The organism is Vreelandella arcis, assembly GCF_900103865.1.
In the GTDB taxonomy this organism is placed as follows: domain Bacteria; phylum Pseudomonadota; class Gammaproteobacteria; order Pseudomonadales; family Halomonadaceae; genus Vreelandella; species Vreelandella arcis.
In genome coordinates this window covers 122,300-137,478 of the sequence record NZ_FNII01000002.1, presented here as the reverse complement: position 1 = coordinate 137,478, position 15,179 = coordinate 122,300, and the positions used below count along the sequence as shown (strand labels likewise).

The window sequence follows — 15,179 nt, the reverse complement described above, 5'->3', positions numbered from 1 at the left end:
CATGACGATGAAAGCTAACGCTACAAGGTTACACGCCACTTATCACCCGGCAATTCCCCAAAGGGGCAATAGAACTGAACGCCCTATTTAGCTCAGCTTGTTTTTCCATCAGACTGTCACCATATCCTACGCTACGCCTGTAACGGAGTTTGTTATGCCTATTTTGGTTTTTGTCTCTCTATTTACGCTGCTTGATTTTGTCATCCTGTTTACCATTGGCAGCGAAATCGGTTTGCTAGTGACCCTACTGCTGGTGATTGGCACCGGGGTCGTGGGTCTTCATCTGATCCGTAAAGAAGGCGTGGCGACATTTGCCCGAGCTCGCCAGCGTATGCAGGCAGGTGAAATTCCATCCAGCGAGCTTTTTACCGGCGCAGCGCTGATCTTCGGCGGCGCCCTTTTGATGGCCCCCGGATTCCTGTCTGATGCGCTAGGCCTCGCCTGCCTGATCCCGACTGCTCGCCGTTTGCTTTTCAAACTACTCACAACACTAGGCCTTAAAGCCACGGCTCAGAGCACCACCGGCTATTACGAATCACATACCTACCAACGAGAGACATATAGCAACCACCGCCCCGATAGTGCGTCGTCGTCCGAAGCACCTCAAGAGCCGATCGAAGGAGACTTTATCAGTCGAGATGAGCCGAAAAACCGCGGTTAAGCCTGCGCTGGCAAAATACCAACCACCAAGATTTTTTTACCAGCGCCCCCTTGAAAGGTTATCCGCAGCCCCCATTTTTCAGACAGCACACAAGTTCGGCAGCCGCTTCAACGATGTACAGCGGCTGCCATTTACAGAGAAGACCTTAGTCTTCATTTTTCGCGGGCCGCACCCACGAAAACTATTAACACTAACCGCCCTGAATAGGGCTTTGACGATACTTAGGAGAACGTGAGCATGAATATCCGTCCTTTGCACGATCGCGTTGTTGTCCGTCGCGTGGAAGAAGAGCAGAAAACCGCTGGCGGCATCGTGCTTCCGGGCAATGCGCAGGAAAAGCCTACCCGTGGTGAAGTATTAGCCATAGGCAATGGCCGCATTCTAGACAGCGGCGATGTTCGCCCCCTAGACGTGAAAGTTGGCGATAGCGTGATCTTTAAAGATGGCTTTGGCGTTGAAAAGCAAAAAATCGACGGCGAAGAAGTCTTGATCATGAGTGAAGCCGATATTCTAGCGGTTGTTGAAGGCTAAGGGTTTTTAAGCTCAGTCCTTCAACTATTTAGTTTCACGTTTTTATTTCATTTAGGAAGTAGCAGATATGTCAGCTAAACAAGTTAAATTCTCAGATGATGCTCGCAAGCGCATGGCGCGTGGTGTTGACGTTCTTGCCAATGCGGTGAAAGTCACACTCGGCCCCAAAGGCCGCAACGTCGTAATTGAAAAATCCTTTGGTGCGCCTACCGTTACTAAAGACGGTGTATCTGTCGCCAAAGAAATCGAACTGAAAGACAAGTTCGAAAATATGGGCGCTCAGATGGTTAAAGAAGTCGCTTCTCAAACCTCTGACGTCGCCGGCGACGGTACTACCACCGCCACCGTTCTGGCCCAAGCTATTATCGCTGAAGGCCTAAAAGGCGTTACCGCCGGTATGAACCCGATGGATCTTAAGCGCGGCATCGACCAAGCGGTCGCAGCAGCGGTCAAAGAAATCCGGGCGATGTCAGTACCCTGCACTGACACTAAGTCCATCGCTCAAGTCGGCACTATTTCTGCCAACGGCGACAAGCGTATCGGCGAAATCATTGCTGAGGCGATGGAGAAAGTCGGCAAAGAAGGCGTCATCACCGTTGATGAAGGTCGCGGCTTTGAAGACGAACTGGAAGTTGTTGAAGGCATGCAGTTCGATCGTGGCTACCTATCGCCTTACTTCGTCACCAATCAAGACACCATGTCGGTTGAACTGGAAGATCCTTACATCCTGCTAGTGGATAAGAAGATCTCCAACATCCGCGAACTGCTTCCGGTACTCGAAGCCGTTGCCAAGCAAGGCAAGCCACTTGCCATCGTTGCCGAAGACATCGAAGGCGAAGCTTTGGCCACGCTAGTCGTCAACAACATGCGCGGTATCGTGAAAGTCGCCGCCACGAAAGCGCCAGGCTTTGGCGATCGCCGCAAGTCCATGCTTCAGGACATCGCGATCCTCACCAACGGCACCGTGATTTCCGAAGAAGTCGGTCTCACGCTTGAACAGGCAAACCTGGATCACCTGGGCACCGCCAAGCGTATGACAATGACTAAAGAAAACACCACCATCATCGATGGTGCCGGCGCTGAAGCAGATATCGAAGCCCGTGTTGGTCAGATCCGCACCCAGATCGAAGATACGTCTTCCGACTACGACAAAGAGAAGCTGCAAGAGCGTGTCGCCAAGCTAGCAGGCGGCGTTGCGGTTATCCGCGTCGGGGCAGCGACCGAAGTCGAAATGAAAGAGAAGAAAGCACGCGTCGAAGATGCGCTGCATTCGACTCGCGCCGCTGTTGAAGAAGGCGTGGTGCCTGGTGGCGGTACCGCTCTGGTTCGCGTCATGGCCAAAGTACAAGGCCTGACGGGTGAGAACGAAGACCAGAACCACGGTATCAACATGGCGCTGCGCGCCCTGCAGTCGCCGCTGCGCCAAATCGTCAGCAACGCTGGCGAAGAGCCGGCGGTAGTAATTAACCGCGTGAAAGATGCTGAAGGCAACTTTGGCTATAACGCGCAGACCGGTGAGTTCGGCGACCTGTTTGAAATGGGCGTACTGGATCCGGCCAAAGTGACACGTTCCGCGCTGCAATCAGCCGGCTCGGTTGCCGGCCTGATGATCACTACTGAGTGCATGATCTCCGACGATCCGGACGAGAAAGAAGCCGCACCTGACATGGGCGGCATGGGCGGAATGGGAGGTATGGGCGGCATGATGTAATTGCCCCCGAGCTTTCCGCTCTGACGCTCAGTCGTCATCAAGAACCCCGCCTTGGCGGGGTTCTTGTCGTTAAAGCGTGTTAATATTGCTTCTTTCTTTTATTGCTATTTAGGCTTTTATCACTGTGCTTTCCAATATCCGTATTGTGCTGGTGCAAACCTTCCATCCAGGCAACATTGGCGCCACCGCCCGGGCCATGAAAACCATGGGATTGACGAACCTGGTGCTGATCAACCCGCGTCAATTCCCTGATGAAGAGGCCACCCGTCTTTCCGCTGGTGCCACGGATGTCATCGACAATGCGCGCGTCGTCACGCATCTTGAAGAGGCAGTAGCCGACTGCGTCCAGGTCGTAGGCGCGAGCGCCAGGCTTCGCAGCCTGCCATTGCCACACTTTGACGAACCCGATGACATGGCAGAAAGTGTGACACAAAATGCGCAATCAGCGCCGGTGGCGCTGGTTTTTGGCCGTGAACGCTCAGGGTTGACCAACGATGAAATTCGCTGCTGTACGCATCAGGTCAGTATCCCCGCCAACCCCGACTATGGCATTTTGAACCTGTCCCAGGCGGTGCAGATACTCGCCTATGAGGTGCACCGCGCCTGGCGCAAGCGCGACGACAGCGACTACGCCTATCAACAGCCAACCGAAAGCACACCGCCCAGCCGCGAGCAAATGACCCACTTTCAGGCGCACCTGGGCCGCCTCATGCAGCAAAGCGGCTTTATTACCCAGCCGCATGCGCGCACCGAGGAGCAGCTGCAGGCGCTGTTTACGCGCGCCCAACCCAGTCGCAAAGAGCTTTCGCTATTACGCGGACTGCTCAGCTCACTTGAGTCGCACCTCCCAGAACGGTAAGGCAACGCTCAACCGGTTGGCCGCCTGGGCGTGTGCTTCTCTGGCCTCTCGACCGACAAACGCGCAATAAAAAACGGCGGGCAATGCCCGCCGTTTTCATGTATTGACTGCGTGTCGCGTGCCGTTAACGCGCCAGCCAGCCAACCAGCGCTTCCGCCGTTGCGGCAGATGAAGGCGGGTTTTGCCCGGTAATCAGCTGGCCATCTTCGCGAACGTAGGGCGTAAAGTCGTCGGCTTTGCTGTAGATGCCGCCGCATTGCTGCAGCGCATCTTCGACAAGGTGCGGCACAATCTTGGTCAGGCCGACCGCCTCTTCTTCGCCATTGGTAAAGCCGGTCACTTCGCGGCCTTTCACCAGAGGTTCGCCATTGGCACTCTTGGCGTTGACCAGCACGATAGGCGCATGACACACCGAGGCCACAGGCTTGCCCTGTTCGATAAAGGTCTCGATCAGCTTGATGGAATCCTTGTCGTTGACCAGGTCCCAAAGCGGACCATGGCCGCCCGGGTAAAACACCGCATCGAAGTCATCCGCGCTCATGTCGCTCAAGCGATGCGTGGCGGCCAGGGCAGCGTTCGCCTGTTCATCCTGTTTAAAGCGCCGCGTTTCCTCGGTTTGGCTGTCTTCCGCGTCGCTTTTCGGGTCCAGCGGCGGCTGGCCACCCTTGGGTGACGCCAGCGTCACCTCGGCGCCGGCGTCCTTGAACACATAGTAGGGCGCGGCGAGCTCTTCCAGCCAAAAACCGGTCTTTTCGCCGGTATCGCCCAGCTGATCATGCGACGTCAGTACTACCAAAATACGCTTGCTCATCAATCATCTCCTAACGGTGAAGCCTTGGATCGCTTCGAATGTCACCTACCTTAGGTGGGGGCAGATTCACCGGGTTGCAAGCCGTCTCGTATTTCAGCGGCGCTGACATCGTCAGATTTAGCCTATAGCGTCATCGCCGCCAGCCAGCCGAAGCCAATCAGCGGCAGATTGTAGTGCAGGAAGGTGGGTACCACGCTGTCCCACATATGATCGTGCTGACCATCCACATTCAGCCCCGCAGTAGGGCCAAGCGTGGAGTCGGATGCTGGAGAGCCCGCATCCCCCAGGGCCGCCGCGGTGCCAACCAGCACCACGGTCGCCATGGGTGAGAAGCCGAACTGAACGGCGAGCGGCACAAAAATGGCGGCAATGATGGGAATCGTCGAAAACGACGAGCCGATGCCCAACGTGATGAACAAGCCGACCAGCAACATGACCAGCGCGGCCAGTCCGCGATTATCACCGAACAGGTCAACCGCGCCCGCGACGAGCGTATCGATATCACCGGTGGTTTTCATGACCTCCGCAAAGCCTGCCGCCGAAATCATGATAAAACCAATCAGCGCCATCATGCGCATCCCGCTGGTGAACAAGTCATCGGCCTCGCGCCATTTAAAGATGCCGCCCAGCGACAGCAGCCCGATACCCACCAGACCACCCAGTATCATCGAGCCGCTATAAAGCTGAAGCCCGAGAGCCGCGACAATGGCGACCCCCGACATGACCAGCCCAAGCATGTGCGGCTTGGCGGGCGTGACTGACTGCCCTGCCGACGTATTCGCTAGCGGCTTGGCCGCATAGTCGCGACGACCGCGATAGCTGAACACTAGCGCCACGATCAACCCCATCAGCATCCCGCCGACGGGTATCGCCATGGCCATGGGCAGCATCTCGCGAGAGATTTCCAGGCCCAGCGGGTCACCGGCGCTATTCAGGTTGGCCAGCAGGATATCGTTGAGAAAGATCGCGCCAAAGCCAACGGGCAGTAGCATGTAAGGGGCCGTCAAGCCGAAGGTCAACGCACAGGCCACCGCGCGGCGGTCAAGACGCAGACGGTTCATGACCGCCAACAGCGGCGGAATCAATACCGGGATAAAGGCAATGTGCACGGGAATGGCGTTCTGCGACATGATCGCGACCAGCACGACCGCCGCAAGCAGCACCCACTTCACGCGGTCCTGATGCGCCGCGTTGGTTTCTTTGCCGAGCATCCTGATCAACACGTTGGCCAGCATGTCCGGCAGCCCCGAGCGGGAAATTGCCACGGCAAAGGCGCCGAGCGTCGCGTAGGCCAGCGCCACCTGAGCACCGCCGCCCACCCCATCGTTAAACGCTTCGAGCGTCTGATCCAGTGAGAGCCCACCCACGAGCCCTCCCACTAACGCACCCACGATAAGGGCGAATACAACCGACACCCGCGCTAACGAGAGCGCGACCATCACAAGCACGGCGATAATTACGGCGTTCATCAATCTTCCTAGAAAAGGCAGTGAAGTGGTAAGCGAGAAAACGCGGGATTTTATCAGAGAAAACATCTGTTCGCGGCGCTATTTACCCGATATATCACCACCGCCAACGATGCCGGAATGCTGCCATGCAATACAAAGCCTGCTATGTTGGTAGCCTGCGTTTAGGATTAACTAACCTTCATGCCGCTTGGGAGCGCTCATGAGCACCTTTGCCATTGTCATTTCGCTGTTGCTGCTCATCTTTCTTGCCTACCGTGGGCTGACGGTCTTGCTGCTTGCCCCACTGATGGCGGCGCTGGCGGTCACGCTTTCGGGTGAAGCGGCCTTTTTGCTGCCGATGTATACCGACACTTTCATGGGAGCCCTCGGCAGCTTTGCCATTCAGTTTTTTCCGCTGTTCTTTCTGGGCGCCCTGTTTGGGCAGCTCATGTCGGATTCTGGCGCGGCCCAGTCCATCGCCAACGGCATCGTCAACAAGCTGGGCACCCGTCATGTGGTACTGACGGTCGTGCTGGCCTGCGCCATTCTTACCTACGGTGGGGTTTCGTTATTTGTCGTGGCGTTTGCCATCTACCCCATCAGCCGCGAATTATTCCGCCGCACCGATATTCCCAAACGGCTGATTCCTGGCGCCATTGCACTGGGCTCGTTTACCTTTACCATGACCGCCCTACCCGGCACCCCAGCCATCCAAAACGCGATTCCCATTCCTTATTACGCCACCAACAGCTTTGCCGCTCCGGGCCTTGGGATCATCGCCGGGCTCGTGATGCTCGGACTGGGGATGGCCTACCTGCAATCCCGGGTAAAACGGGCGGCCGCACTGAATGAGGGCTACGGCCAGCATAAAGAGCGCGAGACGGATGACAACGACACCCAGGATCCGCTGCCCGCCATGCGGTTAACCACGGCGCTGATTCCGTTGATCATGGTGATCGGCCTGAATGGCCTGCTGACGTATCTTGTTTTCCCGTCGATAGATCTGAGCTTTATCAGCGATGAATTCGCCAGCGTATCGCCCGCCCGGCAGAGCGGCCTTTGGTCGATCTTGATCGCCCTGCTGACTGCATCGATTTGGCTGGTCATCAGCCGCTGGAAACACTGGATAGATCTGAAGGACACGGTTAACGGCGGCTGTGTCGACTCGCTGCTACCGATTTTCAACACCGCCTCCGTCGTCGGCTACGGGGCCGTGATTGCCAGCCTCGACGGCTTTACCATCATTCGCGATACAGTCCTCAACGCATCGCCGGGTAATCCGCTGATTTCCGAGGCGCTGGCGATGAGCGTGCTGTCGGGTATTACCGGTTCATCGTCGGGGGGCCTGTCGATTGCGCTGGAAACGCTGGGCGGCGAATACCTGGCGATGGCGCAAGCGGCCGGCATCGACCCTGAGCTCATGCATCGCGTTGCCACACTCGCCGCCGGCGGCATGGATACCCTGCCGCATTCCGGCGCGGTGATAACGCTGCTGACCATCTGCGGGCTCTCTCACCGCCAGGCCTACGGCAACGTGGCCATGGTCACGATCGTGCTGCCCATCGCCGCGCTGGTGAGCGTGATCACTCTGGGTACGCTGTTCGGCAGCTTCTAAAATAACCGCGCGCATGAGATAGTTAACCTCAAACCAGCGTTAGCAACCACGGGCCCTGCATTACGTGACGATTCCGTACCCTGAACACGTCGTGGTGGTCATCACCACGTCTATCGCCGTCGTACTCGCGGTTCTGCTGCACTATGAAGCACTCTGGCTTATTTCCCGCCAGATCGAGCGATCACACAGGCCCCACCGTCAGCGTATCCTGGCCATGGCGTTCGGCGTACTGATGACACACATCGCCGAAATCTGGCTGTTCGGCCTCACGGGGTGGTGGATGGCCGAACTGCAAGGCATCGGCGCGCTGAACGGCTATAGCGCTTTCAACCTGCTGGATCATATCTTCTTCGCGGCCGTCACCTACACCACGGTGGGGTACGGGGACATTTATGCCACCGGCCCGATCCGTTTCCTGTATGGCACCCTGGCACTCACCGGTTTTGTATTGATCACCTGGTCGGCGTCATTCACCTTTGTTGAAATGCAAAAGCATTGGCGAGTAAGAAAATAACCCGTCCGTTCCATACGCTAGGGATTGTGCATGTTTGAAGTCATTATTTTATCGTTTGCCTTTATCTTCGGGATTGTCGCTCGCCAACTCAGCCTGCCGCCTCTGGTGGGGTTTTTAACGGCCGGTTTTGCGCTTAATTTTGCCGGGCCCTATCTGGGTTTACCGACCGAGGCTGGCCCGTTGCTCGAACACCTGGCGCATCTGGGCGTATTGCTGCTGTTATTCACCATTGGCTTGAAACTCAACCTTAGAAACCTCGTCGAACCCGCCGTGCTGGGCGGCGCTTTTATCCACCTCAGCATCACCACCTTTATTTTCACCGCCGGCTTCGTGGTTTTTATGGGCCTGGCGCTCGATACCGCCATTTTGCTGTCCATTGCGCTATCGTTTTCAAGCACGGTACTCGCCGCCAAAGTACTCGAAGGAAAAAGAGAATTGCGAGCGCTGCATGGTCGACTGGCGATCGGCATCCTGATTATCCAGGATCTAGTGGCATTGGCCGCCATCAGCATTTACAGCGGCCAGTCTCCCTCCTGGTGGGCACTTTGGATCCTGGCCCTGCCGCTACTACGGCCAGTGCTTTACTGGCTGATGAGCATTGCCCAGCACGATGAAATGCTGGTGCTCATGGGGGCGGTGCTGGCCATTGCCATCGGCGGCATGGGATTCGATGTCGTGGGGCTCAGCGGCGAAGTGGGTGCTCTGGTAATGGGGCTATTGCTGGCCAAACATCCGCGTGCCCAGGAAATGTCCAAGGCGCTGTGGGGGCTGAAAGAAATACTGCTGATCAGTTTTTTCCTGCAAATAGGCATGTCGGGCCTGCCCGACACCAACGCGCTGATCTTCGCTGGCGTCATGGCGCTGCTGCTGCCACTGAAAGCCACACTGTTCTTTGCCCTGCTGATTGTCTTCAAGGTTCGCGCCCGCAGCGCTTTCCTTGGGGGCCTTAGCCTCACGGCCTACAGCGAATTCGGTCTGATCGTGGCGGCTAGCCTGCTGGAAGACTGGCTGGTGCCGCTGGCCCTCACGGTGGCGCTCTCATTTATCATCTCCGCACCGCTCAACCGGGTCGCCCACGCCCTGTTTGACCGTTTTGAGGCCCGCCTGACCCGCTTTGAGCGTCATTTACGCCATCCCGATGAGCAGCCCGTCACCCTGGGCGATGCAAAACTGATGGTGATCGGCATGGGCCGAACCGGCAGTGCCGCCTATGACTTTTTTGTCGAGAACCATTTGCTGGTAGTGGGAGTTGATTCCGATCCAAACAAGGTAGCGGCTTCCCAACGTGACGTACGCTATGCCGATGTGGAAGACGTCTCTTTCTGGTCGCACCTGGATATTCACGCCCTTGAAGCAGTGGTGCTGGCAACGCCCAACACCGAAAGCAAGCTGTTTGCCACGCGCCAGCTGCGCAAGGCGGGGTTCAAAGGCACGATCATTGCCGGCATCAACTATCCCGACGAAGAAGCCCCCTTGATGGAGGCCGGTGCTGATCAAACCTACTTGCTGATGGCGGGCGCCGGTATCGGTATCGCCGAAAAAACCTGGGAAAGTCTACAGGCGCCGGCGGCACCCACCACGCCTTGATGAGCGACTCAGCCCATGCGCCAGCGTCGCCATTGGCGCGCGAGTACGCCGTGCTTGGGCGAAAATACCAGCGCCATGAAGAACCAGCCGGTGGCGACCAGCACGATGGTACCGCCCGAGGCCACATCCAGCGCGGCCGAGAGCCATAGCCCAATCACTGCTGAGCTCACGCCCACGGAAACCGAAATCAGCATCATGGTGCGAAACCGATCGGTGAGCAGATGAGCAGTGGCCCCAGGCGTTATCAACATTGCCACCACCAGGATAATACCCACTGTTTCGAGGCTCGCCACGATGGTCAGCGTCAATAGCAGGATCAGCCCGTAGTGAATCACGCTGGTATTGAAGCCCAGCGCCTGGGCCTGCTGAGGGTCGAAGGCGTAAAGCAGTAGCGGTCGAAAACAAAGCCACACCACCAACAGCGCGATAACGCTGGCGACCAGGGTGAGCACAAGTGCCGATTCCCGCACGCCCAGCACGTTACCAAACAGGATGTGCATCAGGTGGGTACTGGAGGCGATCTTGCTGATGATCACAATGCCCAGCGCAAACGCGCCGGTAAACATCAGCCCCATGGCGGCATCCGATTTGATGCGGGTGTGGCGCTCAATGGCCCCGATCCCGACCGAGGTCAAGGCGCCGGTGATAAAGGCCCCGATGAAAAACGGCCAGCCAAGCAGATAGGCAATCGCCACCCCCGGCAGCACCGCGTGGGAAATGGCATCGCCCAGCAGCGACCAACGTTTGAGCACCACATAGCAGGAAAGCAGTCCGCAAATGGCACCGACCAAGACCGAGGTCAACAGGGCACGCTGCATAAAACGGTACTGAAAGGCGTCCGACAGCGTATCGGGCAGCAGGTTGACCACCACCATGAGGGTACTCATCAGGCCGTTCACGAGCTCGATGCCTAAGCTATGTAGCAACTCCATGACCGCAGCGCCTCCTTATTAACTTGTTGTGGTGGTAATTGAGCCGGAGACGGATCCGACATCGCCAGCCGATGTATCAATAGCGCTGACCGCAAGCGCCGCCAGCTTGGCGTCGCTGAGCATGTCGTCGGGTCGCCCTTCGCCGCGAATGATCCGGTTGATCAACACCACATGATCCACGTAGCGTCGTGCACTGGGCATGTCGTGGGTGACCATGATGACGGTATGCCCCGCCTGACGCTCACGACGCAGCACGTCCAGAATGAGCTTTTCACTGGGCGGATCAACACCGGCGAGCGGTTCGTCCAGCAGCAGAATGCGCGCCTGCTGCGCCAACGCTCGGGCTAGCAGGACACGTTTTTTCTGCCCGCCGGAAAGTGCGCCAATCGGCCGATTCGAATACGCCAGCATATCGACAGCTTCCAATGCCTGGCGGACGGCGTCGCGGTGGCGGGGATGATACCAACGAGCCGGGAGGCAGCGCCGCCACCATGCATCCTGTCGCATATGACCAAAGCGTCCACCCATCACGGTTTCCCACACCGACACGGGGAAGTCCCACTCGATCGCTTCGCGCTGTGCCATATAGGCAATGTGCCCCGCGCGGCGGTGCTCGGCAATGGGATGGCCAAAGGCATGCACGCTGCCACGTAGCGGTTTCATGCTACCCGTGAGCACATGAAAAAGCGTCGATTTACCCGCGCCGTTAGGCCCTACAATGGCGGTCCACTGCCCGGTGGGAAATACCAGATCGATATTTTCCAACACCGGTTGGCGCTGATAAGCCGCATAAAGACCATGTACCTCAACGGCAGCGGTCGGCCCATCGGAATTGATTGCCATAGGCATTACTCGACCGTTAGGTGATGACGCAACAGCTCAGCGTTATGACGGAGCATTGCGAAGTAGTCGGGCGCATCGCCGTCCGGTTCGCTTAGCGAATCGACATACAGCGGACCTGCCACGGAAACGTTCGTATCGTTGGCCACGCTGGTGACATGGCGATCAGAGATAGTGCTTTCCCAGAACAGAGCCGCTGGCTTACGATCGTTGATCATGTCAATGATCCGCATCAGTTGGCGCGGCGAGCCTTCCGTTTCAGCGTTATTGCCCCAAATACCGTCGTGTTCAAAGTCATAGGCATCGGCGAAGTAAAGAAACGCGGCTTCGCTGGAAAGCAGCACGCGACGCTCATCGGGTATCGCGGCAAGCGTTTCTTGCAGTTCAACGTGCAAGTCATCGAGCGACGCTTCAAGCTCATCAGCACGGCGCTGAAACTCATCTGCCTGGCGTGGCAGTGCGTCTTCCAGGTGATTAGCGATCGCCTGCCCATAGGCAACCGCCGCACGCGGATCCATCCACAAATGAGGGTCAATATCGCCTTCCAAGTCACCGGTCACAATGCTCTGGGTCGGATATCCCGATGCTTCGGCCACTGCCACAACGGGCGTGTTGTCATCAACAGTGGCATTAACCTGCGACATCCACTGCTCTAGCTGATAACCGTTGTAAAACACCACGTCGGCCTCTTCCAGAGCAGCGAAATTATCAGGTGTCAGCTCCCACTCGTGCACTTCGGCGTTAATCGGGGTGAGCACCGTTACCTCGGCGTCATCCCCCGCCACTTTCTCAACCAGGTCTCCCAATACCGAAAACGTCACCGCCACCTTGATGGGCGAGGCGTCTTCTTCGGCTTCGGCCTGGGCGCCGGTCACGGCACCGGCAAACGCAAGGGGTACGCTGAAGGTCAGCCACTTAGCTCGCTGGCGCATGATGAGGCTCCTCTATGATAGGATGGCGTTAAAGACAACTGTAGCTCAATAAAAAAGCATTGTGCAATTAGTTTAGCCTAGGCTAACAATTATTCCGTGAAATACGCTACCATCCTAATCAACGTTTTTACTCACTCTGATATAGCCAACCTATAAGCCACTATGAGCGATCACGAACAGCAGCCCTTACCGCCTACGCCACATCAGAGTGGCGATGCGTTGCCGCCGGTCGAGCAACACGCACAGCAGTACGAAACCGTGCGCAACGCTCACGAAACCGAGCTTATCGAAGATTATGTTGAACTGATCGGTGACCTGTTGCGCCACCGGGGCGAAGCGCGGGCGGCCGACATTGCCAGCCGCATGTCGGTTAGCCAGGCCACCGTGTCGAAAATGATCCGCCGCTTAAACGAGCTGGGCTTAGTAACAAGCCGCCCCTACCGCTCGCTGTTCTTGACCCAGGAAGGTCAACAAATGGCCGAAACGTCGCGGGCGCGTCATGACATTGTGCTGCATTTCTTGCGCGCCTTGGGGGTACGCGATACCACCGCCCGCATCGATGCCGAGGGTATGGAGCATCACGTTAGCGATGAAACGCTGGCCATCATGCAGCGCTTTACCGAAGAGCATCAGCCATAGCGGGAGCGCTATCGGGGCGGTGCCGGTACCGCTGAAAGCCGGTTGACCTGGGCAATGGCGCCGTTCCAGATCATTTCCAGGTGGGTCGTCTGAACAATGTCGATGACCTGGCGCGGCGACATCAGCGCCCAACAGGTGGCGCCGGTATGGCGCACCGAATGATAACGCAGCCCTACCCCTGCTTCGTTGCGCAGGGCCGAGCCTAATGCTCGCGACGCCTGGTAGTCGTCGGGTCGATAAATGGCATGCGCCCGCGCCAACCGGGTCGCGTCCCGACACCCCGCTTCATCGAATACGCACTTCAAGCCTCTGAACACGAACCGCTCATAGTGCAGCGACGGCACCCTCTCCCAGTAGGCTTGTTGATGGTATTTCACCTCGCTGATGGCGGCGTTCAGCGAATCGGCGACATACAGTACGCCAAAGCTGCCATCGCTGAACCGCGAACCATTGGGGTTAACATGCGTAAAGGGCGCGGTGGCATAGGAGCAGCCGCGAATACGGAAGGGAATATCCTTCACGGGCAGCAGCCCCAGATCGCCGACTTCATTGCGCAGGCGCGGATTGGTCAACGCCTGGAGCGCATATAGCGCCTCGAATTCCTCTGCAGTGGCCACGTCATCAAACAGCGCAATCGGCGGAAACTTGCTGTTGATCAAGCGGTAGCTTTCCACCTGGCGGGCATCACAGCCTGGCAGTTCGTCCAGGGTTACCACTGCGCACCCCGCAGGCTATCAACCCGCTTAAACGTTTCGTAAAGCGCGGCAAAATCACCACTGCTAATCACGTCTAGCGGCGCACGGCCGTTAAAGTAGGGGTTGTGATTGGCCATCGAAACAAAGCCATATAGATTTTCAGGGTTCTCAAACAGCATACGCAGCGCCGCATGAATATTGAGCAGATAGCTAATCCGCGTGAGCTGGTCGCTATCCAGCTTAATCTCAGCCAGATCACCTCGCCGAGCGCGGGCATAGGTACTGTGCGAGACCCGCAAAATAGCCTCGCCTTGCTCACCAGAGGCCTGCCACTTATCCAAAATACGCACTGCTGTAGTCAACCCCACCGCCGCCGCTGCTTTGTTGTGGGCCAGTTCGTTTGCCGTTTGCATGGTTGACCTCGCTGTCTACTCCACTAATTCTGCAGACACAAAATTATATAAAATGTATTTATAAATAGTATATACCATATTGGTCAGCATTGCCGGATGAGCTGGTCGTCTTCCTTGAAGTACATTTCACTTTAACAATTACTATCAATGACGATTGCCCATCACCTTAGCCGGCATTCCCAACCGCGCGACGCCGGGTAGCTTCAACGCTGGCCGCATAAGGTCGATGCCAAACCCAAACCCCAGAATATTCACTTCAATGCCTTCTTCCCGCGCAATGAGCAACCCCACCACACCGCCTAACGAAAGCTGGTAACCCGTGCCACTAGGCGTTGGTGCCAAAACGTCATTAAATAAATAGTCTTTGCCCACGGCAGTCACCGGCAATGAGACGTTAAAACCGGGTACTTCTCGCGCGATCCAAGCAATAAAGCTGTTGCTGTTCGGGCCAGGCCACACGCGGTACAGGTCAGCGTAAGGGAAACGCGCCGCGGCATCGGCAATCTGGGGGATCATCTGCTGGGCTTGCTCGCCGCGATAATCGGCAAGCAGTTCAGGCGGGTTGCCAAACCACGAACGGTCGGGCGTATCAATCGACGACACCACCGTGGGTCGACGCCAGCTCAACACCTGATGCAAACGGTAGTGATCAGCGTTTTGCGCTTTCGTGGCAATCCAGATATGTACCCCGAAAGCCCCCCGCCATTGATAGGCTCGCGCAGCATAAACCTGAACTACGGCTTCTGATGTTTCGGCAGGCGCTGGTGCAATGTCAGCCGAGGAGCGATCCAACGTCGACCAATGGCCTTCGGTCACCACCTGGTCGCTCGCCAACATCCACACAGGCCCAGCCAAAAACACCACCAGCACCGCGATTAACACAGCCACCCAGCGCCCTAGCGCCGCCAGCGTTTTGTTCATAAAGGCCTCTTATCGCGAACAGCCCTGAAGTCGGGGCTAATAAGTTAACGCGGCGCTGGACACAAATCGA

At 57.1% G+C, this 15,179-nt stretch carries 16 protein-coding genes; 8 read left to right on the top strand and 8 right to left on the bottom strand.

Annotated elements, in window-relative coordinates; translation table 11 throughout:
* Positions 1-154 precede the first annotated feature (154 nt).
* The 4 genes from BLR97_RS02560 to BLR97_RS02545 all read left to right on the top strand — a co-directional run bounded on the left by BLR97_RS02560 (position 155) and on the right by BLR97_RS02545 (position 3,762).
* Positions 155-661: an FxsA family protein gene (locus tag BLR97_RS02560; protein WP_089702172.1), complete on the top strand. Its 507-nt coding sequence runs from the start codon at positions 155-157 to the stop codon at positions 659-661.
* Positions 662-898: 237 nt separating this feature from the next.
* Positions 899-1,192 (top strand): co-chaperone GroES, encoded by a 294-nt coding sequence (locus tag BLR97_RS02555; RefSeq protein ID WP_089702169.1) that lies wholly within the window; start codon positions 899-901, stop codon positions 1,190-1,192.
* A 67-nt stretch (positions 1,193-1,259) separates the two neighbouring features.
* On the top strand, positions 1,260-2,903 hold the full coding sequence (gene groL, locus BLR97_RS02550) for a chaperonin GroEL (protein ID WP_089702167.1): 1,644 nt from the start codon (positions 1,260-1,262) through the stop codon (positions 2,901-2,903).
* Between the two features lie 124 nt (positions 2,904-3,027).
* Entirely contained in the window at positions 3,028-3,762 is a 735-nt protein-coding gene (locus BLR97_RS02545) for an RNA methyltransferase (protein WP_089702165.1), read from the top strand.
* 124 nt (positions 3,763-3,886) lie between these two features.
* Here the strand turns inward: BLR97_RS02545 and BLR97_RS02540 are convergent, their stop codons facing one another.
* Together BLR97_RS02540 and BLR97_RS02535 are read right to left on the bottom strand one after the other, a co-directional pair.
* A complete protein-coding gene (locus tag BLR97_RS02540) occupies positions 3,887-4,573 on the bottom strand; it encodes a type 1 glutamine amidotransferase domain-containing protein (RefSeq protein WP_089702163.1) in 687 nt (228 codons plus the stop codon).
* A gap of 122 nt (positions 4,574-4,695) precedes the next feature.
* On the bottom strand, positions 4,696-6,042 hold the full coding sequence (locus BLR97_RS02535) for a Na+/H+ antiporter family protein (RefSeq protein ID WP_089702161.1): 1,347 nt from the start codon (positions 6,040-6,042) through the stop codon (positions 4,696-4,698).
* A gap of 199 nt (positions 6,043-6,241) precedes the next feature.
* Here BLR97_RS02535 and BLR97_RS02530 point away from each other — a divergent pair, with 199 nt between their 5' ends.
* From BLR97_RS02530 to BLR97_RS02520, 3 genes are all read left to right on the top strand, one after another.
* Positions 6,242-7,636 (top strand): GntP family permease, encoded by a 1,395-nt coding sequence (locus BLR97_RS02530; protein ID WP_089702159.1) that lies wholly within the window; start codon positions 6,242-6,244, stop codon positions 7,634-7,636.
* A gap of 64 nt (positions 7,637-7,700) precedes the next feature.
* On the top strand, positions 7,701-8,150 hold the full coding sequence (locus tag BLR97_RS02525) for an ion channel (RefSeq protein ID WP_089702157.1): 450 nt from the start codon (positions 7,701-7,703) through the stop codon (positions 8,148-8,150).
* Between the two features lie 30 nt (positions 8,151-8,180).
* Positions 8,181-9,737, top strand: a complete 1,557-nt coding sequence (locus BLR97_RS02520; protein WP_089702154.1) for a cation:proton antiporter family protein — start codon at positions 8,181-8,183, stop codon at positions 9,735-9,737.
* An 8-nt stretch (positions 9,738-9,745) separates the two neighbouring features.
* Here the strand turns inward: BLR97_RS02520 and BLR97_RS02515 are convergent, their stop codons facing one another.
* The 3 genes from BLR97_RS02515 to BLR97_RS02505 are packed head-to-tail and all read right to left on the bottom strand — an operon-like array spanning position 9,746 to position 12,441.
* Positions 9,746-10,669, bottom strand: a complete 924-nt coding sequence (locus BLR97_RS02515) for a metal ABC transporter permease (RefSeq protein WP_089702152.1) — start codon at positions 10,667-10,669, stop codon at positions 9,746-9,748.
* An 18-nt stretch (positions 10,670-10,687) separates the two neighbouring features.
* Positions 10,688-11,512 (bottom strand): metal ABC transporter ATP-binding protein, encoded by an 825-nt coding sequence (locus tag BLR97_RS02510; protein ID WP_089702151.1) that lies wholly within the window; start codon positions 11,510-11,512, stop codon positions 10,688-10,690.
* A 5-nt stretch (positions 11,513-11,517) separates the two neighbouring features.
* Positions 11,518-12,441 (bottom strand): metal ABC transporter substrate-binding protein, encoded by a 924-nt coding sequence (locus BLR97_RS02505; protein WP_089702149.1) that lies wholly within the window; start codon positions 12,439-12,441, stop codon positions 11,518-11,520.
* A gap of 162 nt (positions 12,442-12,603) precedes the next feature.
* Here BLR97_RS02505 and mntR point away from each other — a divergent pair, with 162 nt between their 5' ends.
* Complete coding sequence (gene mntR, locus BLR97_RS02500) at positions 12,604-13,080, top strand: manganese-binding transcriptional regulator MntR (protein WP_089702147.1); 477 nt, start codon at positions 12,604-12,606, stop codon at positions 13,078-13,080.
* Between the two features lie 8 nt (positions 13,081-13,088).
* On the opposite strand, the gene BLR97_RS02495 is transcribed toward mntR, so the two are convergent.
* The 3 genes from BLR97_RS02495 to BLR97_RS02485 all read right to left on the bottom strand — a co-directional run bounded on the left by BLR97_RS02495 (position 13,089) and on the right by BLR97_RS02485 (position 15,109).
* Positions 13,089-13,796 (bottom strand): RES family NAD+ phosphorylase, encoded by a 708-nt coding sequence (locus BLR97_RS02495; RefSeq protein WP_089702144.1) that lies wholly within the window; start codon positions 13,794-13,796, stop codon positions 13,089-13,091.
* Positions 13,790-14,188: an antitoxin Xre-like helix-turn-helix domain-containing protein gene (locus BLR97_RS02490; protein WP_089702142.1), complete on the bottom strand. Its 399-nt coding sequence runs from the start codon at positions 14,186-14,188 to the stop codon at positions 13,790-13,792. The genes BLR97_RS02495 and BLR97_RS02490 overlap by 7 nt, the downstream gene beginning before the upstream one ends.
* Positions 14,189-14,332: 144 nt before the next feature.
* Entirely contained in the window at positions 14,333-15,109 is a 777-nt protein-coding gene (locus tag BLR97_RS02485; protein WP_211605039.1) for a DUF3750 domain-containing protein, read from the bottom strand.
* Positions 15,110-15,179 lie beyond the last annotated feature (70 nt).